The sequence below is a fragment of the Bacillus sp. C1 genome, assembly GCF_054570475.1.
Map to the genome: position 1 here is coordinate 813396 of NZ_JBTMZT010000002.1, position 22838 is coordinate 836233.

General features: G+C 37.1%; 24 protein-coding genes and 2 riboswitches. Of the genes, 22 read left to right on the forward strand and 2 right to left on the reverse strand.

What is annotated here, in order from left to right:
- Position 1 precedes the first annotated feature (1 nt).
- From ACX5JI_RS10690 to ACX5JI_RS10765, 16 genes are all read left to right on the forward strand, one after another.
- The gene (locus ACX5JI_RS10690) at positions 2-1522 is read left to right on the forward strand and encodes a 2-isopropylmalate synthase (RefSeq protein ID WP_459501004.1); all 1521 of its coding nucleotides are present in this window, start codon (positions 2-4) and stop codon (positions 1520-1522) included.
- An 81-nt stretch (positions 1523-1603) separates the two neighbouring features.
- Complete coding sequence (gene leuB, locus ACX5JI_RS10695; protein WP_459501005.1) at positions 1604-2668, forward strand: 3-isopropylmalate dehydrogenase; 1065 nt, start codon at positions 1604-1606, stop codon at positions 2666-2668.
- A complete protein-coding gene (gene leuC / locus ACX5JI_RS10700; RefSeq protein ID WP_459501006.1) occupies positions 2668-4062 on the forward strand; it encodes a 3-isopropylmalate dehydratase large subunit in 1395 nt (464 codons plus the stop codon). The genes leuB and leuC overlap by 1 nt, the downstream gene beginning before the upstream one ends.
- On the forward strand, positions 4040-4627 hold the full coding sequence (gene leuD, locus ACX5JI_RS10705) for a 3-isopropylmalate dehydratase small subunit (protein ID WP_459501007.1): 588 nt from the start codon (positions 4040-4042) through the stop codon (positions 4625-4627). The genes leuC and leuD overlap by 23 nt, the downstream gene beginning before the upstream one ends.
- A 613-nt stretch (positions 4628-5240) precedes the next feature.
- Positions 5241-6503 carry an ATP phosphoribosyltransferase regulatory subunit gene (hisZ, locus tag ACX5JI_RS10710; RefSeq protein WP_459501008.1) on the forward strand — a complete coding sequence of 421 codons (1263 nt, stop codon included), beginning with the start codon at positions 5241-5243 and terminating at the stop codon, positions 6501-6503.
- A complete protein-coding gene (hisG, locus tag ACX5JI_RS10715) occupies positions 6479-7114 on the forward strand; it encodes an ATP phosphoribosyltransferase (RefSeq protein ID WP_459501009.1) in 636 nt (211 codons plus the stop codon). The genes hisZ and hisG overlap by 25 nt, the downstream gene beginning before the upstream one ends.
- Positions 7115-7129: 15 nt before the next feature.
- The gene (gene hisD, locus ACX5JI_RS10720) at positions 7130-8419 is read left to right on the forward strand and encodes a histidinol dehydrogenase (RefSeq protein WP_459501010.1); all 1290 of its coding nucleotides are present in this window, start codon (positions 7130-7132) and stop codon (positions 8417-8419) included.
- A complete protein-coding gene (gene hisB / locus ACX5JI_RS10725) occupies positions 8419-9003 on the forward strand; it encodes an imidazoleglycerol-phosphate dehydratase HisB (protein WP_459501011.1) in 585 nt (194 codons plus the stop codon). Before hisD ends, hisB begins: the two co-directional genes overlap by 1 nt.
- Complete coding sequence (gene hisH / locus ACX5JI_RS10730) at positions 9004-9633, forward strand: imidazole glycerol phosphate synthase subunit HisH (protein WP_459501012.1); 630 nt, start codon at positions 9004-9006, stop codon at positions 9631-9633.
- Positions 9606-10325 (forward strand): 1-(5-phosphoribosyl)-5-[(5-phosphoribosylamino)methylideneamino]imidazole-4-carboxamide isomerase, encoded by a 720-nt coding sequence (gene hisA / locus ACX5JI_RS10735; RefSeq protein ID WP_459501013.1) that lies wholly within the window; start codon positions 9606-9608, stop codon positions 10323-10325. The genes hisH and hisA overlap by 28 nt, the downstream gene beginning before the upstream one ends.
- Entirely contained in the window at positions 10319-11077 is a 759-nt protein-coding gene (hisF, locus tag ACX5JI_RS10740; RefSeq protein ID WP_459501014.1) for an imidazole glycerol phosphate synthase subunit HisF, read from the forward strand. The genes hisA and hisF overlap by 7 nt, the downstream gene beginning before the upstream one ends.
- Positions 11074-11379 carry a phosphoribosyl-AMP cyclohydrolase gene (gene hisI / locus ACX5JI_RS10745; protein ID WP_459501015.1) on the forward strand — a complete coding sequence of 102 codons (306 nt, stop codon included), beginning with the start codon at positions 11074-11076 and terminating at the stop codon, positions 11377-11379. The genes hisF and hisI overlap by 4 nt, the downstream gene beginning before the upstream one ends.
- Before the next feature lie 12 nt (positions 11380-11391).
- Entirely contained in the window at positions 11392-11715 is a 324-nt protein-coding gene (hisE, locus tag ACX5JI_RS10750) for a phosphoribosyl-ATP diphosphatase (RefSeq protein WP_459501016.1), read from the forward strand.
- A 12-nt stretch (positions 11716-11727) separates the two neighbouring features.
- Entirely contained in the window at positions 11728-12750 is a 1023-nt protein-coding gene (locus ACX5JI_RS10755) for a histidinol phosphate phosphatase domain-containing protein (protein WP_459501017.1), read from the forward strand.
- 68 nt (positions 12751-12818) lie between these two features.
- Positions 12819-12983 (forward strand): DUF4025 domain-containing protein, encoded by a 165-nt coding sequence (locus ACX5JI_RS10760; RefSeq protein WP_459501018.1) that lies wholly within the window; start codon positions 12819-12821, stop codon positions 12981-12983.
- A gap of 260 nt (positions 12984-13243) precedes the next feature.
- Positions 13244-14215, forward strand: a complete 972-nt coding sequence (locus ACX5JI_RS10765) for an NAD(P)-dependent oxidoreductase (protein ID WP_459501019.1) — start codon at positions 13244-13246, stop codon at positions 14213-14215.
- Between the two features lie 34 nt (positions 14216-14249).
- Here the strand turns inward: ACX5JI_RS10765 and pssA are convergent, their stop codons facing one another.
- Both pssA and ACX5JI_RS10775 read right to left on the reverse strand, forming a co-directional pair.
- Complete coding sequence (pssA, locus tag ACX5JI_RS10770) at positions 14250-14957, reverse strand: CDP-diacylglycerol--serine O-phosphatidyltransferase (RefSeq protein ID WP_459501020.1); 708 nt, start codon at positions 14955-14957, stop codon at positions 14250-14252.
- Positions 14958-15468: 511 nt separating this feature from the next.
- Entirely contained in the window at positions 15469-17355 is a 1887-nt protein-coding gene (locus tag ACX5JI_RS10775) for an LTA synthase family protein (RefSeq protein WP_459501021.1), read from the reverse strand.
- A 206-nt stretch (positions 17356-17561) separates the two neighbouring features.
- Between ACX5JI_RS10775 and ACX5JI_RS10780 the strand changes: the two genes are divergently transcribed.
- The 6 genes from ACX5JI_RS10780 to cysC all read left to right on the forward strand — a co-directional run bounded on the left by ACX5JI_RS10780 (position 17562) and on the right by cysC (position 22838).
- Complete coding sequence (locus ACX5JI_RS10780) at positions 17562-17948, forward strand: DUF3888 domain-containing protein (RefSeq protein ID WP_459501075.1); 387 nt, start codon at positions 17562-17564, stop codon at positions 17946-17948.
- A 93-nt stretch (positions 17949-18041) separates the two neighbouring features.
- Positions 18042-18224, forward strand: a riboswitch (Lysine riboswitch).
- A gap of 280 nt (positions 18225-18504) precedes the next feature.
- Positions 18505-19821: a diaminopimelate decarboxylase gene (lysA, locus tag ACX5JI_RS10785; protein WP_459501022.1), complete on the forward strand. Its 1317-nt coding sequence runs from the start codon at positions 18505-18507 to the stop codon at positions 19819-19821.
- A 110-nt stretch (positions 19822-19931) separates the two neighbouring features.
- A riboswitch (SAM riboswitch) is annotated at positions 19932-20041 on the forward strand.
- 72 nt (positions 20042-20113) lie between these two features.
- A complete protein-coding gene (locus ACX5JI_RS10790; RefSeq protein WP_003196202.1) occupies positions 20114-20257 on the forward strand; it encodes a YezD family protein in 144 nt (47 codons plus the stop codon).
- Positions 20258-20341: 84 nt separating this feature from the next.
- Positions 20342-21046 carry a phosphoadenylyl-sulfate reductase gene (locus ACX5JI_RS10795; RefSeq protein ID WP_459501023.1) on the forward strand — a complete coding sequence of 235 codons (705 nt, stop codon included), beginning with the start codon at positions 20342-20344 and terminating at the stop codon, positions 21044-21046.
- A gap of 45 nt (positions 21047-21091) precedes the next feature.
- Positions 21092-22222 (forward strand): sulfate adenylyltransferase, encoded by a 1131-nt coding sequence (gene sat, locus ACX5JI_RS10800; RefSeq protein ID WP_459501024.1) that lies wholly within the window; start codon positions 21092-21094, stop codon positions 22220-22222.
- A gap of 13 nt (positions 22223-22235) precedes the next feature.
- Positions 22236-22838: an adenylyl-sulfate kinase gene (gene cysC / locus ACX5JI_RS10805; RefSeq protein WP_459501025.1), complete on the forward strand. Its 603-nt coding sequence runs from the start codon at positions 22236-22238 to the stop codon at positions 22836-22838.

The following is a 22838-nucleotide window of genomic DNA, read 5'->3' on the forward strand; positions in this document are numbered from 1 at the left end:
TATGAAACAGATTTTGTTCATGGACACGACGCTTCGTGATGGCGAACAATCACCCGGAGTCAATTTAAATGAACAGGAAAAGTTACAGATCGCAAGGCAGTTAGAAAAACTGGGGATCAATGTGATGGAAGCGGGGTTTGCAGCAGCTTCTGAAGGAGATTTTCGTTCAGTACAACGCATTGCGGAAACAATTAAAAACGCTACTGTTATGAGTTTAGCAAGAGCAAAAGAAAGTGATATTCGAAGAGCATATGAAGCTTTGAAACATGCAGTATCTCCAAGATTACACATCTTTTTGGCAACGAGTGATATTCATATGAAATATAAGCTCTGTATGTCAAAGGAGGATGTATTAAATAGTATTCATCGTTCTGTAACTTTAGGGAAATCTTTATTCCCTACTGTACAATTTTCCGCAGAAGATGCAACGAGAACGGAGCGGCCATTTTTAGCGGAAGCTGTGGAAGTTGCGATTCGTGCTGGAGCAGACGTTGTTAATATTCCTGATACAGTAGGTTATACAAATCCAGAAGAATATTATTCTCTTTTTAAATACTTACAAGAATATGTTCCTTCTTATGAAAAGACTATTTTCTCTTGTCATTGTCATGATGACCTTGGTATGGCAGTGGCAAATTCATTGGCGGCAATTGAAGGAGGGGCACTACAAGTAGAAGGGACGATGAATGGGATTGGAGAGCGTGCAGGTAATGCTGCTTTAGAAGAAGTAGCAGTTGCCTTGCATATTCGAAAAGACTATTACGAAGCGAAATCTTCTATAACGCTAAAAGAGATTAAAGCGACAAGTACATTAGTAAGTCGTTTAACGGGTATGATCGTTCCGAAAAATAAGGCGATTGTTGGAGCGAATGCATTTGCACATGAATCGGGCATTCATCAAGATGGTGTATTAAAGGAAGTAACAACATATGAAATTATTGAGCCAGAACTAATTGGTGAAGTACAAAATGTATTTGTACTGGGGAAACATTCTGGTCGTCATGCTTTTACTGAAAAAATGAAGGAACTCGGTTATGAGTTTACTGAAGAAGAGCGAGATATAGCATTCAGCGCGTTTAAGAGATTAGCCGATCGCAAAAAGGAGATTACAGAAGAAGATTTGCGCGCATTAGTACTGGGAGAAACAGCATTTTCAACACAGCAGTACAATATTAAACAATTACAAGTGCATTTTGTGTCAAATAGTACACAATGTGCAACAGTTGCGCTGGCAGATGAGAAAGGGAATGTGTACGAAGACGCAGCAACTGGAGCGGGGAGTATTGAAGCGATTTATAATGCAATTCAAAGGATTCTAGGGCTTGCGTGTGAGTTAGCTGATTATCGAATTCAATCTATTACACAAGGGCAGGATGCGCTCGCTCATGTTCATGTTGAATTGAAAGAAGGAACTCATCAAGTTGCAGGTTTTGGGGTTGCGCAAGATGTATTAGAGGCATCGGCTAGAGCTTATGTGCATGCAGCTGGAAAGTTAAAGGCTTTGCTGTTACTTGCAAAGTAATGTTTGAGAAGTGGGGGAATCTCCCACTTCTCCTTAGAGAATTATGGATAATCAGTAAAATATAAAAAGGGGTGCTGATCATTGGAAAAACGTATTGTTTGTTTAGCAGGTGACGGTGTTGGACCTGAGATTATGGAGAGTGCCAAGAAAGTATTGCATATGATAGAAAAGTTATATGGTCACCATTTTTATTTACAAGATGAACAATTTGGAGGAGCGGCGATTGACTCGGTTGGGCAACCGTTGCCGCCAAGAACTTTAGCAGCCTGTTTATCGAGTGATGCGGTATTACTTGGCTCGGTTGGTGGACCACGCTGGGACGATGCAAAAGAAAGGCCAGAAAAAGGATTGCTTGCGCTTCGAAAAGGACTTAGTGTGTTTGCTAATGTTCGTCCTGTCACAGTAGATGGAGCAACTGCCCATTTATCTCCATTGAAGGCGGCAGGTGAGGTGGATTTTGTTGTCGTTCGGGAATTAACGGGTGGGATTTACTTCTCTTTTCCGAAAGAAAAAACAGAAGAGTTAGCAACAGATACGCTTACTTATCATCGTCATGAAATTGAGCGCATTGTTTCTTACGCTTTTCAATTGGCAAGTAAGCGTCGTAAAAAAGTTGCTTCTATTGATAAAGCAAATGTTTTAGAGTCGAGCAAACTTTGGAGGGAAGTCACAGAAGAAGTAGCACTTCGCTATCCGGATATTGAACTTGAACATATTTTAGTAGACGCAGCTGCAATGGAATTAATTCGTAATCCAGGTAGGTTTGATGTCATTGTAACTGAGAACTTATTTGGAGATATTTTAAGTGATGAAGCATCTGTATTAGCGGGATCACTTGGAATGCTTCCTTCAGCAAGTCATGCAGAGAATGGACCTTCGTTGTACGAACCAATTCACGGATCGGCACCAGATATTGCGGGGAAAAATAAAGTGAATCCAATTGCGATGATGAGATCGGTTGCAATGATGCTTGGGCAATCATTTGAATTAAGAAAAGAAGGATACGCAATTGAATCGGCAATTTCAGCAGTTCTTCGTTCTGGGAAATATACAGCTGATATTGGCGGAAATGAAACAACGACTTCGTTTACAAAGGCTGTACTTCAAGAAATGGAAGAACAAGCGTTAGTAGGGAGAGGGAGATAATGGGGAAAAGGTTACTAGATAAGCTGTGGGAGAGACATGTTGTTACGACCAATGAGAATGGATTAGATTTATTATATATTGATCTTCATCTTATACATGAAGTGACATCACCGCAAGCCTTTGAAGGCTTGCGGCTTGCAAATAGAGGTGTCAGGCGGCCTGATTTAACATTTGCAACAATGGATCATAATATTCCGACAAAAGAGGTTTGGAACATTACAGATCGTGTTGCAAAGCAGCAATTAGATACGCTTCGCGAAAATTGTAAGCAATTTAATATCTTATTAGCGGATATTGATGATGAAAAGCAAGGGATTGTTCATGTGATTGGCCCTGAGCTTGGACTAACGCAGCCAGGGAAAACGATTGTATGTGGTGATAGTCATACGGCAACACATGGAGCGTTTGGAGCACTTGCCTTTGGAATTGGCACAAGTGAAGTGGAGCATGTATTAGCGACGCAAACATTATGGCAACGAAAGCCAAAGGCAATGGGAATTGAATTAAAAGGGAAAATACCAAAAGGAGTATATGCAAAAGATATTATTTTACACCTGTTAGCTACATATGGTGTAGCATTTGGAACAGGATATGTAATGGAGTTTTACGGAGAAACAATTGTAAATATGGAAATAGAGGAGCGTATGACACTTTGTAATATGGCAATTGAAGGTGGGGCAAAAGCGGGAATCATTGCACCAGATGAAAAAACAGTCGCTTATGTGAAAGGGCGTAAGTATGTACCGAAAGAATTTAATGTGGCAGTAGCAAATTGGCGTGAACTCTATACAGATTCAGATGCAGTATATGATACTTGTATTTCTGTAGATGTTGCCAAACTAGCACCGTATGTAACTTGGGGAACGAACCCAAGTATGGGAATACGTATCGATGAACAGTTGCCGGAAATCCGTGATAAAAATGATGAACGGGCTTTCTCATATATGGGACTTCAGCCTAGGCAAAGTGTATGTAAAATTCCGATTCAACATGTATTTATTGGCTCTTGTACAAATTCACGTTTATCAGATTTAGAAATTGCAGCAGCTGTTGTAAAAGGAAAAAAAGTAAAAGAAGGAGTAAGAGCGCTTGTTGTGCCAGGTTCTAAAAGTGTACGAAAAGCAGCGATGGAAAAAGGATTGCATCATATATTTGAAGAAGCGGGATTCGAATGGAGAGAGCCTGGATGTTCCATGTGTTTAGGGATGAATCCAGATCAAGTGCCTGAGGGAGAACATTGTGCATCTACTTCAAATCGAAATTTTGAAGGGAGACAAGGAAAAGGTGCAAGAACACATTTAGTCAGTCCTGCAATGGCAGCAGCAGCAGCGCTTTATGGTCATTTCATTGATGTGAGAAAGGAGAGTTATGATGGAGCCATTTCGTATTCATAAAGGTACAGTTGCGGTACTAATGAACGATAACATTGATACAGATCAAATCATTCCAAAACAATATTTAAAAAGAATTGAACGAACAGGATTTGGAGAATTTTTATTTGATGAATGGCGTTACGGGGAAGACAGGAATGAGGATCCGAATTTTCCACTAAATGCGCCAGAGCGAAAAGGGGCAAGTATATTAATTACGGGTGAAAATTTCGGGTGTGGTTCATCAAGGGAGCATGCACCATGGGCGCTTGCTGACTATGGATTTCGTGTTATTATCGCAGGAGGATTTGCAGACATTTTTTATATGAACTGTATGAAAAATGGGATGCTTCCTATAGTTATGAAAAAAGAAATGCGTGAAAAACTAGTAGATGTGGACTCAAGAGATGTAATAGAAGTAGATTTAGAAAATGAAGTGATTACAACCCCGCTTCATTGTTTTCATTTTACCATTGAAAAAATGTGGAAAGAAAAGCTATTAAGTGGTGTAGATGAAATCGGAGTTACACTTCAATATGAACAAGAAATTCAAAAGTATGAACAAAAAAACAGTTCACTATATATATAAACCTAAATTAAAAAACGAACATCAAACCATTCTTTTCAGATGGATGAGAGCATCCGGCCATGGATAGAAGCGGTCAGTGCCTTTTTTAGCCCCATTCCATGTGAAAACAGAAGGAGAAAATGAGTGAAGATTTCTGCTTGTTCTTCATAACCATAATGTATCTGTTAGAAAATCAAATTGGATTTATATACATTCAAATGAGATTCTGAGGTCGTGAAAGGAAGCACTTAGGTTGCCTCGTGTTAAGTGAAAGTATGCAAGGTACTTTTTTCATAACAACGTGTATTTTATGTATATAAGGCTTAAAAAGTGTTTACATTCTGAATTTTCCGTTATATACTATGTGAAAATAAGAGGAGAAAGGGAGTAAGGATAATGTTTACATCACAGTCTATTAATATATTTACACAATTACATCATCATACATAAACCCTTGAACCTAGCGTGAACAACGTGTAGGTACAAGGGGTATTCCCGTTGTACCTACACGCTATGAAAGAGCCTTGTAGGTATTTTTTCTACAAGGCTCTTTTTTTTGATCGTGATTGCTATGGTGGGCATACACTAAAAGAGGGAAGTTCACTGATTAGAACCGAAAGGAGTGTGAAGCAATATGACAAAATGGAAACGAGCAAATCCAGATGGAACAAGAGATTATATATTTGAAGAGTGTACATTAATGGAAGAAGTTGAACAAAAGTTACGACGGACTTTTTTAGAGAGAGGTTATGAAGAAATTCGAACACCTACAATTGAATTTTATGATGTTTTTGCTTTTCGTAATAGACCGATAGATGAAGAAAAAATGTATAGGTTTTTTGATCAACAAGGCCGGATTATCGTTTTAAGGCCGGATATGACAATTCCTCTAGCAAGAGTAGTGGGAGCGCTTCGAGAAGATTCAGCTTTGAAACTAACGTATAGTGGAAATGTATTTCGGGCAAACGAATCACTATCTGGGAAATATAATGAAATCATTCAAACGGGGATTGAAATTATTGGGATTGATAATATACGTGCTGAAATAGAATGTATCGTAAGTGTAATTCATGCTCTTCAAGCGGTAGGGATTCAGTCTTTTACAATAGAATTAGGGCAAGTTCAGTTATACAAGTGTATTGTTAAAAAGCTGTCATTTGGAGAAGAAGAGGAGTCGCTCTTACGTACGTATATTGAAAGTAAAAATGTTGCGGAGCTATCCCGTTTTTTGCAAGAAAAGAAATTAGATCGAAGTGATGAAACTGTACAGTTACTCGAAAAGTTACCAAGATTATTTGGAAAGCTTGAAGTAATTGAAGAAGCAGAAAAGCTTGCTTCCAATCATGAGATGAAGCAAGCGATATTACGAGTAAAAGAAATCTATAAAACGATGGAGAAATTAGGATATGGATCGTATATATCGATTGATCTTGGGATGATTCAACATTTGTATTATTATACTGGAGTTATTTTTAGAGGTTATGTATACGATGTGGGAGAAGAAATTGTTCGTGGCGGAAGATATGATGAATTGCTTAGTAATTTTAGGGGACCAATGCCAGCAGTTGGGTTAGCTGTACAAGTAAATCAAATTGTACGGATATTACAAGAACAGCAAAAAACGTTCAAACGAAAAAAATTAGATATGATTATTCATTATTCTTTGGATATGATAGTCGAAGCAGAAAGACTATGTGGTTTACTCCAAAAAGACGGATGGAAAGTGGAGTTATCTATGTTTGAGAGTTTACAAGATACATTTCAGTTTGCAAAGAAGAATGGAATTATAAAAGTAATTGAAGCGACCGAAAAAGCAGTAGTGGAATATGCCTGGAAAGATAAATGGGTGATACAGAAAGAAGGGGAAACTTCATGCGCAACATTCAAATTGCATTAACAAAGGGGCGGCTTGAGAAACATGTCATTCCACTACTTGAAAAAAGTGGAATTGATTGTTCAGAGTTGATGGATAAAGGAAGGAAGCTTGTATTTCAAAGTGCTAGTAGGAATGTTTCTTTTATTTTAGTGAAAGCGGTAGATGTTGCAACTTATGTAGAACATGGTGTTGCAGACATTGGTATTGTTGGAAAAGATATTTTAATGGAGTATGAGAAAGATATATATGAGATGGTTGATTTAAAAGTAGGTTGTTGTAAGTTTTGTGTTGCTTCTATTCCGGCGTATAACCCGAAAGGTTATCGGAAAAAGAGAATTGCTACAAAATATCCGCACATTACTTCCAATTATTTTCGTGATAAGGGAGAAGATGTAGAAATTATTAAAATAGAAGGATCTGTAGAAATCGCTCCGCTCCTTGGGCTAGCAGATGCAATTGTTGATATTGTCGAGACAGGGAAAACATTACAAGAAAATGGCTTGATTGTTTTTGAAGAAATGTATTCCATATCCGCCCGTATGATTGTAAATAAAGCTGCTTTAAAAACAAGAAAAGACGAAATATTTCATATTATCAATAGGATGGAGTGGGCAACTACTTCAGATAAATAAAAATGGGGGATTGTAATGGAGATAATATATGAAGACTATGCGGAAGCGTTGAAGAGAATAAAACAGTTAAGAAAACAGGCTAATATAATAGAAGAAACTGTGCAGCTACGTGTAAGAGAAATAGTTGAACAGGTGAGAGAAAGAAAAGATGAGGCACTATTTTCTTATACAGAAACTTTTGATGGAAGGAGACTACAACAATTTCATGTTACAAAAGAAGAAATAGAAAACGCAAAAAAATATGTGGATAGTTCATTTATAGAAGCTTTGCAAGAAGCAAAAAAAAATATTCTATCTTATCATGAAAAGCAAAACAAACAATCCTTCTTTGACTGTGAAAAACAAGGGATTATTAGGGGACAGCTCATTCGACCACTTGAAACTATTGGAGTATACGTACCAGGAGGAACTGCATCCTATCCGTCATCAGTACTTATGAATGTATTACCTGCCAAAATTGCTGGTGTTCAGAAAATTGTTATGGTAACTCCGCCAGGAAAAGGAAGAATAGATCCGCATATTTTAGTAGCTGCTGAAACTGCTGGTGTAGATGAAATTTATACAGTAGGCGGGGCACAAGCGATAGCAGCATTAGCATATGGGACGGAATCGATTCCGAAAGTTGATAAAATTGTCGGGCCTGGAAATATATATGTAGCTTTTGCGAAGCGGGAGGTATTTGGGGCGGTTCATATTGATATGATCGCTGGACCATCTGAAATCGTTGTAATTGCTGATAAAACTGGAAGGGCATCTTTTATCGCAGCAGACCTATTATCTCAAGCTGAGCATGACGTGAGAGCTACAGCGATTTGTATTACCACTTGTGCCGAACTAGGTAAAGAAATAGAAAGTGAAATAGAAGTGCAACTTCAAACATTGCCAAGAAGTGAAATAGCCCGTGAATCAATAAAAAGAAATGGAGCCATTCTCGTTGTTTCTTCGCTAGAACAGGCCTTTCAATTATCAAATGAGATAGCACCCGAGCATGTAGAGTTACACATACATGAACCGATGACGGCCTTAGCTTATATTAAGCATGCGGGTTCAATTTTTGTTGGTCCTTATGCACCTGAGCCGTTAGGAGATTATTTAGCAGGTCCCAATCATGTATTGCCGACAAGTGGAACAGCCCGTTTTTTTTCACCGTTATCCGTTGATGATTTTGTGAAAAAATCGAGCTTTGTATCGTATACGAAAGAAGCATTGCAAAGCGTTCAACATCATATTACAACACTTGCGGATAAAGAAGGGCTACACGCGCATGCAAGAGCAATTCAAATTCGGTTTGAGGAGGAGAAATAATGCGCAAGGCAAGTCAAGTGCGGGAAACAGCAGAAACGAAAATTAAACTTTGCTTACAATTAGATGAAAGTAAAAATGTTTCTATTCAAACAGGGATTGGATTCTTTGACCATATGCTAACTTTGTTCGCAAAGCATGGCCGCTTTGGGTTGCAAGTTGAAGCAGAAGGTGATGTGTTTGTCGATGCTCACCATACTGTTGAAGATGTTGGGATTGTGCTTGGAAGTTGTTTGAAAGAAGCATTGCAAAATAAAGAAGGTATGAATCGCTATGGGGCAGCATATGTACCAATGGATGAAGCGTTAGGATTTGTAGCGATTGATATAAGTGGAAGATCGTATCTTGTATATCAAGGGGAATTGAAAAACCCTAAGTTAGGAGATTTTGATACTGAACTGACAGAGGAGTTTTTTAGAGCGTTTGCCCATGCAGCGAATGTAACACTACATGCCCGTATTTTATATGGAAGTAATACGCATCACAAAATTGAATCGTTATTTAAAGCTTTTGGCCGCGCACTGCGTGAAGCGGTAGACAAAAATGACAAAATTGTTGGTGTAAACTCTACGAAAGGACTGTTGTAATTGATTGCGATTGTTGATTACGGGATGGGGAATATTCGCAGTGTGGAACAAGCGTTAACTCGTATTGGGGCTAAGCATATTGTAACTGATAATAAGCAGAGGATATTACAAAGTGACGGTGTGATTTTACCAGGAGTTGGAGCTTTTCAAAAAGCAATGATTGCCTTGCAGAAAAAAGGCCTTGTTTCGGTGATTAAAGAAATTGAATTACAAGAAAAACCACTCCTTGGAATTTGTTTAGGGATGCAACTTTTATTTGAAGAAAGTGAAGAAATAAAGAGAACAAAAGGGTTAAGTTTGTTACCAGGAATAATTCGAAAGCTGAAAGTTCCTTATAAAATACCGCATATGGGCTGGAATCAATTAAAGAAGAAGCGGGAATTTGAGTTATGGAATGAAGTAGAAGATGGTTCATTTGTGTATTACGTTCATTCTTATTATGCAGATTGTCCAAGTGAGATTGTATACGGTAGTAGTGACTATGAAGTTAATATTCCAGGATTTGTTGCGAAAGGAAATGTTTTCGGAGCGCAGTTTCACCCTGAAAAAAGTGGAGATATTGGGATTCGAATATTAAGAAATTTTAAAGGAGTGGTAGAGTCATGGAAGTCTTCCCAGCAATCGATTTAAAGCAAGGACGATGCGTAAGGCTGTATCAAGGAGAATTTCAAAAGGAAACAGTTATGAATGAAAATCCAGTTGCACAAGCGTTATTGTTTGAAAAACTAGGAGCAAGAAGATTACATATTGTCGATTTAGATGGAGCGGTTGCTGGACGATCTGTAAATTTATCTGTAATTGAAGACATATGTAAAGCAATTCGAATTCCAGTTCAGGTGGGAGGTGGAGTGCGTTCTCTTGAAACGATTGAAATATTATTAGCAGTAGGAGTGGAAAAAGTTATTTTAGGAACAGCAGCATTATATGATCGGCTTTTTCTGGAAGAAGCAGTTCGCTTATATGGCGAAAACATTATCGTTGGTATTGATGCAAAAAATGGTTACGTTGCAACGAGAGGTTGGTTAGATATGTCTGAAATTTCTTACATCGATTTCGCGAAGGAAATGGAAACTGCCGGGGTAAAAACGATCATTTTTACAGACATTGCAAAAGACGGTACGTTAGAAGGGCCAAACTTTGAGCAATTACAATTATTACAGAAGGCGGTAGCAATTCGTATTGTTGCATCAGGCGGAATTTGCTCGCTACAAGATGTAAAGAAACTAAACGAGATGAACGTATATGGCGTTATTATCGGAAAAGCGCTATATGAAAAAACAATTGATTTAGAAGAAGTATTGCAGGTGACGAAGACATGTTAACAAAGCGAATCATTCCATGTTTAGATGTAAAAGGTGGTCGTGTTGTAAAGGGTGTGAATTTTGTAGGATTGCAAGATGTGGGAGATCCTGTTGAAATAGCTGATTTGTACAATCAAGCAGGCGCGGATGAAATTGTTTTTCTAGATATTACAGCAACGCATGAGGAAAGAAAGACGATTGTGGATGTTGTAGAGAAAACGGCATCAAAAGTGTTCATTCCCCTTACAGTTGGGGGGGGAATTTCAACTGTTCAAGACATGTATACATTGCTAAGGGCAGGTGCGGATAAAATTTCATGTAACTCGTCGGCAGTACGAAATCCAAAGCTGATTGAGGAAGGGGCTGAGCATTTCGGTTCGCAATGTATTGTGGTCGCAATTGATGCAAGGAAAGTACAGGAAAACAGATGGAACGTATATGTAAACGGTGGACGGATTGATACAGGGATCGATGCTATAGAGTGGGCAAAACGGATAGAACAGCTAGGGGCGGGAGAAATTTTACTTACGAGTATGGATGCAGACGGGACGAAGAATGGTTATGATCTTCATTTGACAGAAATAATCTCACAAGCTGTTTCTATGCCAGTTATTGCATCAGGGGGATGTGGAAGCGCTGAACATATTGTAGAAGTGTTTCAAAGGACATCAGTAAATGCAGCGTTAGCGGCCTCTATTTTTCACTATGGTGAGTTAACAGTGCAAGAGGTGAAGCAAAAGTTACAAGAAGCAAAAATCGAGGTGAGATTATGATACCTGATTTTTCAAAAGGACTGCTACCAGCTGTTGTTGTAGAAGAGGGAACAAAAGAAATATTGATGTTAGCATATATGAATGAAGAAGCGTATCGAAAAACGCTAGAAACGAAGAAAACATGGTTTTATTCACGTTCTCGGCAAGCTTTATGGAATAAAGGAGAAACGTCAGGGCATGTGCAACATGTTCAATCTCTTTTTTTAGATTGTGATCAAGATTCGATTGTTATCGTTGTAAAGCAGGTGGGGCCTGCTTGTCATACAGGAGAAAAAACATGTTTTCATTATAAGATTATATAGGGGGAAACGGAGATGGAAGACGTACTGAAGTCTTTATATGAAACCATCGGTAAACGTAAAGAAAATCCAATTTCGGAATCATATACAAATTATTTATTTACAACTGGTGAAGATAAAATTTTAAAAAAAATTGGGGAAGAGTGTACGGAAGTTGTAATTGCTGCAAAAAATGATAATAAAGAAGAGCTTATAAAAGAAATGGTCGATGTGATCTATCACTGCTTTGTTTTATTAGTTGCAAAAAATATTCCCTTAGAAGATATGTTAGAAGAAGTGAAAGAAAGACAAGGAAAACTTTCAAAAATAGGAGAGCGTAAAGAAATTGATACGTTATAAGGGGGAGAGACAATGAAAGTGGATTATCACCTTCATTTGGAAGAGGGGCCATATTCGATAAGATGGCTGGCGAGAATAAATGAAGCGATAGAATATTATCAACCGTTAAAAGAAGATCGGCATTCGATTGAATGGTTGATGAAAACGCAAGAACGTTTGCAAAAAAGAGTACAGGACGGACCATTTACAGTAGAATGGATCGATCTCTATTTAGAAGAAGCACTGCGAAAAGGAATAAAAGAAGTGGGGATTGTTGATCATCTCTATCGTTTTTATGAAGCGAAGGAGTATTATGAAAAATATGTAGACATTAGTGAGTCAGGCCTCGGCTGTTTGCAAAAAGAATGGTTAGATCAAGTACGGGTAGCATCGCTTTCTGATTTTACAAAAGCAATCCAAGAGGCAAAGGAACGTTGGCGAAAAAGAGGGGTAGCACTGCGTCTAGGGATTGAAGCGGATTATTTTATTGGTGGGGAACAGAAATTACAAAAATTGTTGGCATTAGGTGAGTGGGATTACGTAATTGGTTCTGTCCATTTTATTAATGGCTGGGGATTTGATAACCCAGATACACAGGAATATTTTGAAAATCATGAACTACCTGTATTATATGATACGTTTTTTGCGACAGTCGAAAAAGCAGTTCATTCTCAATTATTTGATATTGTAGCTCATCTTGATAATATAAAGGTATTTAATTATCGATTAGATGAAAATATACAGATTCCATATTATGAACGAATTGCTAAGGCGTTAATCGAAACGAATACAGCAACGGAAGTAAATGCTGGATTATATTATCGTTATCCTGTTCGGGAGATGTGTCCAAGTCCGCTTTATTTACAAGTATTAACGAAATATAAAGTACCAATTACGCTTTCGTCAGATGCGCATTACCCAAATGATTTAGGAAATTATGTCCAGGAAAATGTGAAAACATTACGAAATCATGGTATTTCTCATATTGCTACATTTGAAAAACGGGTGAGGAAGATGCAATTACTTGAAGAAGAGCCCGTAACGATTTCAAAGTAAAAAATGATTTTGTGATAAAACCCTTCTTTTTGTTCAAAATAAGAACGAATGATAAAGGAGGGTTATAAATGCCGAAGCAAAATAATAAGCAGAGCATGAAAGTGACGAATCAAAGTTATACTTCCAAAGCGAATGAAGAAGTCGATTCTGTAGTACAAGAACAAATTAGTGATACGGTAGCAGAAGGAACGATTGATGCAAAGCTTGGACAACAATCTAATGAAGAGGAATAAGAAAAAGGGGGATATGTATCTCCCTTTTTCTTATTCGGCTATTTGCGGGCAGTAAGATCCCCGCTTTCAAGATTCAGAGAGAAGCAAGGGGGGGCAGGTTGCCCGTAAAGGCCCGATTGGTGAGGGTTGATTAAAGTTTCACTTTATGAAAAAAAGTATTGTTTTTTAGAACTGTAATCAAATTTCTTGGCTTTTTTTAGTTAGATTTCTTACAATGTAATATAGGGAATTCCTATTTTTAATAGAAGAGGTGCTTCGTAATGGCAAAAATATTAGTAGCAGGAAATATTCCAGAAATCGGATTACAGTTATTACAAAATCATGAAATAGAAATGTATGACAAAGAAGGATTAATTAGTATTGAAGAATTAGCAACACAGGTTAAAGGTAAAGATGCACTGTTAAGTTTACTTTCTACAAAGGTAACGAAAGAAGTCATTGATGCAGCGCCTAATTTAAAAATTATTGCCAACTATGGTGCGGGTTACGATAATATTGATTACATGTATGCGAATGAAAAAGGGATTGCGGTTACAAATACACCGAAAGTTTCCACAGAAGCAACGGCAGAGTTAACATTTGCTCTTCTTTTAGCAGCTGCAAGACGAGTTCCAGAAGGAGATACATTATGCCGTACACTAGGATTTAATGGGTGGGCACCGCTCTTTTTCCTCGGACGAGAAGTGTATGGGAAAACAATTGGAATCATCGGTCTTGGTGAAATTGGAAAAGCAGTTGCCAAACGTGCACAAGCATTTGGAATGAATATTATTTATACAGGCCCAAATCGTAAGCTAGAGGCAGAAGTAGAATTAGAAGCAACGTATGTAACGTTAGAAGAATTGTTACAAACAGCAGACTTTGTTACGATTAACTGTGCGTATAACCCAAATCTTCACCATATGATTGATGAAGAACAATTTAAAATGATGAAGAAAACATCATACATTATAAATGCAGCGCGTGGCCCAATTATGAATGAATTAGCGCTTGCTCAAGCGTTAGAGGCGAATGAAATTGAAGGGGCAGCTCTTGATGTATTTGAATTTGAACCGAAAATTACAGAAAGATTAAAAGGACTGAAAAATGTTGTTCTTACTCCGCATATTGGAAATGCAACGTTTGAAACGCGGGATGCTATGGCTGAAATGGCAGTGCGTAACATTTTAGCGGTATTAGAAGGAGAAGAACCATTAACGCCTGTGAAACAAAAAATAGTAGTTACAAAATAAAAGAAATCCTTCCGAATGATCGGAAGGATTTCTTTTATTTTTCTTTATTTGCCCGTTTTTTATGAGATGGTCTTTGTCTAAGGAATTGAGATAACATAAACAAAATATAAAGTGAAATAGCAACGAATAGAAATACTGAAATGTTACCAAAACTTGTTTTATACATTGTATAAATACTACCAATTAAAAATAGTGTAACAATGATACTGTATCGTGGAATTGGCACATCTTTTAAACTTGGGATACGGATGCGACTTACCATTAAAAATGCAAACGTTACAAATACAGTAATAAGGACAATTTTTGGAATGGTATGTGAAAACAATGTTAAGAAGGCAACAAGTCCTCCTGCTGCAGTAATAGGAACGCCAGTGAAATACTTCATAGAAGTAGAGGAAGGCGTTACGTTGAATCTTGCTAAGCGATATGCTCCAAATAGAGGGAATAAGCCTGCTATGTATAGTCCAATAATTCCATAATTAGAAAAGGAAGTATAGTACATTAAAACTGCAGGTGCAGCCCCAAATGTTACAACATCTGCTAATGAATCGAGCTCTTTTCCCATTTGTGAATCAACACGTAGTAAACGAGCAACCCGTCCGTCAAGACTATCTAACATCATCCCGATTAGTACTAAAATAGCAGCTGATTTATAATACCCTAAAGATGCATAGCCGATTGATAAAAATCCACTGTATAAATTTCCGAGCGTAAATAAGTTTGGAATTGCTGCTCTATACAAAATCTGATCCCTTGCTTTCTGTAATGAATTCTTAATTAGTGTATGAAAGTTTACTCATTTTATCATACCATAAATTTCTTTCCGCGTACGAAAAAATTCCCATTTTGTGAAAGATTTCATAATGTGAAACTGTATGTAGTAATGTAGTTTAGTAAGGCCAGTTTTCAGAAGTAGTGTATCCTTCTCCTAACTTTTTTATTTCTGCGGAGCCTTCAGTTGAAGTACGGAGATTACTACTATATAAATCCATTTTGATGTTTTGGTATACAAGTTGCTTTTATCACGAACAAAAGGTGACTTACATCCATTTTATCTTTGTTTTCATCCAGCATGGGGCTAAAAAAGGATCTGATAGCTTTTATATATAGTCGAATACTCTATCCTGTGTAAAGGGTAGGTTTTATATCGGGTTTTAAATTGGTATTTATATAATAAAGTCATTATATTTATGAAAAGCATTTTAGTTAAGATAGAAAAAACCTCAAGGTGTTATTTGAGGTTTTTTCTAAAATTATTCAAATTTAGTTATCATTGTTCCTGTTTTATATTTATTGTTAGGATCAAACCTTAATAAATCTCCATAAATAAGTTTATCGGAATAATCCAATTCTGTTTTTGCTTTTTCAATATAGGGCCGGCAATTTGCTGAATCAGTAGGTTCACCTGTACTTTTTTTGTAACACATATTTTTTGTATAAGCATAATCGTTTGTTACGAAACTACCATCACGCATAACCAGGAGTGATTGCTCATTTTTTGTGAATAAATCAGTACCAAATTCAATCGACTGGTTCGTTTTGATCCCAAGTAAATGGAGTAGTGTTGGTTTTATATCAACTTGTCCAGATACTTTGGAAATCATTTTGCCCTCTTGACCAGGAATGTGAATAATAAGTGGTACACGTTGTAACTGCATCGAATCAAAAGGTGTGATGGATTCTTTCCCGAGAAATTGAGCCAGAGCAGCATTATGGTTTTCAGAAATACCGTAATGATCGCCATAAATAATAATAATTGAATTATTATATAGCCCATCTTCTTTTAATCGATTAATAAATACTTTAAGAGCTTCATCTGTATAGCGAACTGTTGGGAAATAACGATTTAGTACACCACTTTCAGAAGTATATTCATTAATATATCGATCTTCTGGATTTAACAGAAATGGGAAGTGATTGGTTAATGTAATAAATTTTGTATAAAACGGTTGTGGTAAAGATTTAAGTTTAGAGATCGATTGTTCAAAGAACTCCTTATCTTTTAGTCCCCAACCGACAGACATTTGTTCTGTTCCTGTATAATCATTTAGGTTAAAATAACGATCGTATCCGAGTGCTGGATACATTACATCTCGATTCCAAAAGGTTTTATCATTGGAATGGAAGACAGCAGAATAATATCCATATTTCTTTAATTGTTCAGGGGTTGCGGTGTATTCATTGTTTGCATGTGTAAAGAATACAGAGCCGCGGTCTAATGGATATAATGAATTTTCTACAATAAATTCAGCATCGGATGTTTTTCCTTGTCCAGTTTGATGATAAAAGTTGTCGAAGTAATAACTATCTTTTATAAATTGATTTAAAAATGGAGTAATTTCTTCTCCATTTATTTTTTTGTTGATAACAAAATTTTGAGTTGATTCCATTGAAATTAAAATGACATTTTTACCTTTTGCGATCCCGAATAAATTTTTATCAACTTGTGTATCTTTTGAATTTACATAATTTTTAATTTCAGAAAAACCGTCGCCACTTGCAAATACACGCTCTGTAGACGATTTAGACTGAAGGGTAATGTCAAATAGGTGATATGTGTATAGGCCTAGATTTTTCACAACCGTTTGACGATCGAAAGAGTGTGAAAATAACTGCGGTTTATGAATGACAGAAATGATCATTTGCAATGCTAGTAAGGCTGTTACACTACTAAAAAAGCTTCGCTTTTCAGAGCGAGATAGCGGCGTGTTATCACAAAAGCTTGGGAACTTACGTGAAATAAATATGAGAATAATGGCATCCGCAAATAGAAGTAATGTCTTGTACGTAAATAGTTCTTTAATACTTGTTCCTAAATCAGCCATGTTATTTGTTTGGAATAGCACAGGGAATGTAACAAAGTCATTATAAAAACCATAAAACATCGCATTTCCAAATAAAATAAATGACAGCAAAAAGCTTATGCCAATAATAATTCGATTTCGATATTTAGATGCTAATAAAGCTAGACCAAAAAATAAAAGCAACGAAGCAATGGGGTTCAACAAAAGTATCATTTCTTCAAAGAAGCTATCAATTTTAATATCGAAGGCTAGCTTGTACACAATATATGTTTTAATCCATAATAAAACGACTGCAACAAGTGCAAATCGTAATTTTGGAAACAAATGTTGTAGCATAATATACTCCTCTCTTACTATACGTGACAGTCATATATAAGAGTGTTCTTCTTATATATGAACTGTCTTTTATTTTTATAATTATTATACTATGTGTACCATTATACGAAAATAAAGTAGAATTGTGGATGGTTTTCATAAGGATTGGTTAGAAAAAGAGGAGTTGGGTGACAATAACCGTATCGCATTTTGATACGGAGGTTATGATGAAAAGGTTATTTTGTTTCATGTGTAGCGGTTTTTTATTATTTTCAAACTATACAGTTTTCGCGGAGCGGTATGATGTACCTTTATTGGAGGATGCCCTTTATTCTGTGTTGTTTCCACAAATAAATGTAGCGATTCAAAAGCATTATGGGAAACAAAAACCGTATGAATGTCCGAAGATTGTTAGTTTGAAAAAAATGTATAGTGGTACATACTTATTTCAAGCTGTAATTGAGGTAACAAAATATGAAGCTATAGGTGGGAAAGTCCTTCCCCCATTTGAAAAAATAAAAATTACGTTTGATAATGATGAAGGAGAATGGACTGTAAAGAAAATAGAGATAAAGCATTTACCAAAGGATACGAAATTAAATTGTAAAAAATAATGTGAAAAATTGTTTGACAAAGAATTTATTCGTTTGGTATTGTTAATACCAATATAAGCTGTTTGAAAATTAAATAGTTTTACCTCATCTACTCTCAAAGGTAGAGGCCGCGATAGGAAAGAGTAAACTATGGGAGATTTAGTGGAATCTGTGATCATAGATTGAAAGGGACTATTGCCGAAATATAAGATTGACCACGTCATTCATATATTGGGACTACATTGAATAAATGTAGTACTGTCATAAGATTTTATTTTATGGAGAGCTATTTGGAGATGTTGATGCGGTTTCTTATTTGAGAAGATAACAACTCGTTTATTTTTTCATGATACATGATTCCTAATAAGAAACGCGTGTGAACATTGTTCCGCGCGTTTTTTGTTTACCCTGCGTGAATGGAAAATAAGATTCCGTCCCTTCAAATGTAAGAAGTTAGGTGATTCATGCCGATAAGGCCTAATTGCTGAAGGTTAGTAATCAAGGGGAACTAAGGGCGCGCTGCAATGAATAGAAGATTGGGGTTATGAGTTTTAGGAGAAATAAGGGAGGAATTCAAATGTATTTACACGGCACAAGCCGAATCAATGAGCAAGGACACTTAGAAATTGGGGGATGCGACACAACGCAGTTAGCTAAGCAATATGGGACACCACTTTATGTATACGATGAGGCTTCTATTCGGGAAAAATGCCGCGCGTTTCATCGTGCTTTTCGTGAAAGTGGGTTCTCTTACCAAGTAGCTTATGCAAGTAAAGCGTTCTTGTGCATGGAGATGTGCCGCGTAGCTCGTGAGGAAAAGATGTCATTAGATGTTGTTTCTGGAGGAGAACTATTTACTGCTTTGCAAGCAGGATTTCCTGCCTCACGTATTCATTTTCATGGTAATAATAAAACAAAAGAAGAGATGGTAATGGCGCTTCAGGCGAATATTGGCTGCTTTGTTGTAGATAATTTCTTTGAAATGGAAATATTACATGACTTAGCAGAGCAATATGGAAGAATTGTAAATATATTAATTCGGGTTACACCTGGGGTAGAAGCTCATACACATGAATATATAACAACAGGGCAAGATGATTCGAAATTTGGTTTTGGAATTTCTACAGGTCAAGCAAGACAGGCGATTCAAATCGCGCTAGAGAAATCAAATTATAATGTGTTAGGTATTCATTCGCATATTGGATCACAAATCTTTGAAACAGCAGGGTTTGTTCGAGCGATTGAAGTATTGCATAAATTTTTAGAAGAGATACGAGAACAGACCGGTTATGTTGTAACGGTGTTAAACGTCGGTGGTGGTTTTGGTATTCGCTATACAGAAGCTGATACACCACTTACACTTGAGACATATGTGCACGCTGTAACAGATGCAGTGAGAGAACAATTTACAAGAAATCATTATCCTCTCCCTGAAATATGGATTGAACCAGGGCGTAGTATCGTTGGGGATACAGGCACAACAATTTATACAGTAGGAGCTGTAAAAGAGATTCCTGGCATTCGTAAATATGTGTCTGTTGATGGAGGAATGACAGATAATTTAAGACCAGCTCTATATGGAGCGCGTTATGAGGCGACGTTAGCGAACCGAGGGAAAGCGGCGGCTGAAGAAGTTGTTTCAATTGCTGGAAAGTGTTGTGAGAGTGGAGATATGCTTATTTGGGATATAGAGTTACCGCAAGTTGCTTCAGGGGATCTGTTAGCAATTTCTTGTACAGGAGCATATGGATATTCTATGGCGAATAATTATAACCGTATTCGTAGACCAGCTGTAGTATTTGCAAAAGATGGAACATCGCAAGTCGTTGTTGAGCGTGAAACATATGACAATATAATTGGGAACGATCGCATACGTATAAAAGAGCTTGTATAGTCAATAAAGAGGAGTTGCTTGAGATAGGTAGCTCCTTTAAAAGAAAAAACAAAATATATCGGAAAACTAGGATTGAAAAAAATCAGAATTATGATAAAATACAAATACAAAGCTTATCAAGAGAAGCGGAGGGAACTGGCCCTACGAAGCTCAGCAACCTGCTTAATAGGAAGCAAGGTGCTAAGTCCAGCAAAATGGTGTCCATTTTGAAAGATAAGGTAAAATATATTACCGAACAGTCTTTTCGAAATGGAAAAGATTTTTTTTTATGAATAAAAAAGGGGGGCTGTTCGTGGGAGTACGTGGACATTTTGACGAAGTAGCGGAGAAGATTCAAACGATGCTTGCTGATATGAAATATGGTTCGATTACAATTGTTGTGCAAGATGGAAAAGTGATCCAGCTTGAGAAAAGTGAAAAGGTACGCTTAAAGTAAAAAGCGCTGACTAGAAAAACTAGAGGCGGTTTTAATCTATTCATTAGGTTAAAACCGTCTTTTTGCGTTACAGGGGGAAAAAACATGTTGACGTATGAAACGTGGCAAGATGATGTCGTTTCTTTTTCGGAAGAAGATGAAACAAAAGGAGCGTTGCAAGTATTAGAGTGGGCCTATAAACATTATGAGGATGAAATTGTATATGCGTGTAGCTTTGGTGTAGAGGGGATGGTTTTACTGCATCTTATAAACCAAGTAAATCCATCTGCGAAAGTTGTATTTTTAGATACAAACGTTCATTTCCAAGAAACATATGAATTAATTAAACGGGTGCGCGAAAAATTTCCTGATCTTCAAATCATCGAAAAACAACCTTCGCTCACATTGGAAGAACAAGTAAAAGAGCATGGGGATAAGTTATGGGAGCATAATCCAAACCTTTGCTGTAAATTAAGGAAGATTTTACCACTTGAAGAATCTTTAGTGGGTGGGAAATCTTGGATTTCGGGGTTAAGAAGGGAACAATCTGAAACTCGTAAGCATACAAAGTTTATAAATCAAGATCATCGTTTCCGATCTGTTAAAATTTGTCCGCTCATTCATTGGACATGGAAAGAAGTGTGGCGTTACGTATTTAAGCATCATTTACCTTATAACCCTCTGCACGATGTTGGGTATCCAAGTATAGGCTGTGAAAAGTGTACGTTTCCTGTAGGCGAAGGGGGGGACTCAAGGGATGGGCGATGGGCTGGCAAGACAAAAACGGAATGTGGTCTTCATTATCAATAAAGACTGAATGAATTTTAAATGCATGGAAAGAGGGGGATCAGGAAGATGAGCAAAGCACTAGTAAATCGTGTTGATGAAACATATGAAATAAAGAGAATTACAAAAGAAATTGAATTAGACAAAATCGCTTTAAGTGATTTAGAGCTCCTTGCAGTAGGGGGATATAGCCCGCTTACTGGTTTTTTAAAGAAAGAGGACTATCAATCCGTAGTAGAAACAATGCGTTTAGTAAGCGGTGATGTATGGAGTATACCTATTACACTACCAATCACAGAAGAAAAGGCGCAGCAATTTCAAATAGGTGAAGAGGTCAGGCTTGTGAAAGAAGGGGTTACCTATGGTGTGATTCAAATTGAAGATATCTTCACACCAGATAAAGGGAAGGAAGCGTTGCTTGTTTATAAAACGACTGATGCCGCTCATCCAGGTGTAAAAAAAATATATGACAGGCCCAATGTTTATGTGGGAGGAACGATTACACTTGTGAAGCGTTTTAAAAATGATAAGTTTGCTTCTTATCATTTAGATCCAAGTGAAACTCGTGCTGAATTTGCAAAACGTGACTGGAAAACAGTGGTGGGTTTTCAAACGAGAAATCCTGTTCATCGTGCACATGAATATATTCAAAAATCTGCGCTGGAAATTGTAGACGGCTTGTTTTTGAATCCGCTTGTTGGTGAAACGAAGTCAGATGATATTCCAGCTGATGTGCGGATGGAAAGTTACGAAGTGCTTTTGAAAAATTATTATCCGAGTGACCGTGTCTTTTTAAGTGTTTTTCCAGCAGCAATGCGTTATGCAGGACCACGTGAAGCGATATTTCACGCGCTAGTTAGAAAAAACTTTGGATGTACACACTTCATTGTTGGACGGGATCATGCTGGAGTAGGTAATTATTATGGTACGTACGAAGCGCAAGAAATTTTTAAGTATTTTACAGTAGAGGAGTTAGGAATTACACCGCTCTTTTTTGAACATAGTTTTTACTGTACAAAATGTGAAGCGATGGCTTCTACGAAAACGTGTCCGCATGGTAAGGAAGACCACGTTATTTTATCAGGTACAAAAGTACGAGAAATGCTACGAAATGGAGAAATTCCGCCAAGTACATTTAGTCGTAAAGAAGTAATAGAAGTATTAATTCGTGGTTTGCAAAAAGAAGTTGTTACGAAATAAGGGGAGAAAGAGGATGAATAGAAATATTACTTGGCACACAGCATCTATTTCAAAAGAAGAAAGACGAAAGAAAAACGGCCATCACAGTTTTGTGCTCTGGTTTACAGGATTATCTGCTTCTGGAAAATCAACAGTAGCTAATGCGGTCGCTAGAAAATTGTTTGAAAAAAATATTGGGAATTACGTGCTCGATGGCGATAATATTCGTCACGGTTTAAATAAAGATTTAGGATTCTCTGAAAGTGATCGGACAGAAAATATTCGTCGTATTGGTGAAGTGGCGAAGTTATTTGTAGACCAGGGAGGTATTGTACTAACAGCATTTATTTCTCCGTTTCGAGTGGATCGTCAACAAGTAAGAGATATTCTTGACAAAGATGAATTTATTGAAGTGTTTGTCAAGTGCCCAATAGAAGAATGTGAGAAGCGTGATCCGAAAGGACTCTATAAAAAAGCAAGACAAGGCGATATTAAACAATTTACCGGTATTGATTCGCCATATGAAGAGCCTGTAGGGGCAGAAGTAGTTGTAGAAACACATTTGTATTCAATTGAACAATGTGCAGCGCAAATTATCAGTTACTTACAAGAACGTAGCTTTATACAGGGGGAGTAA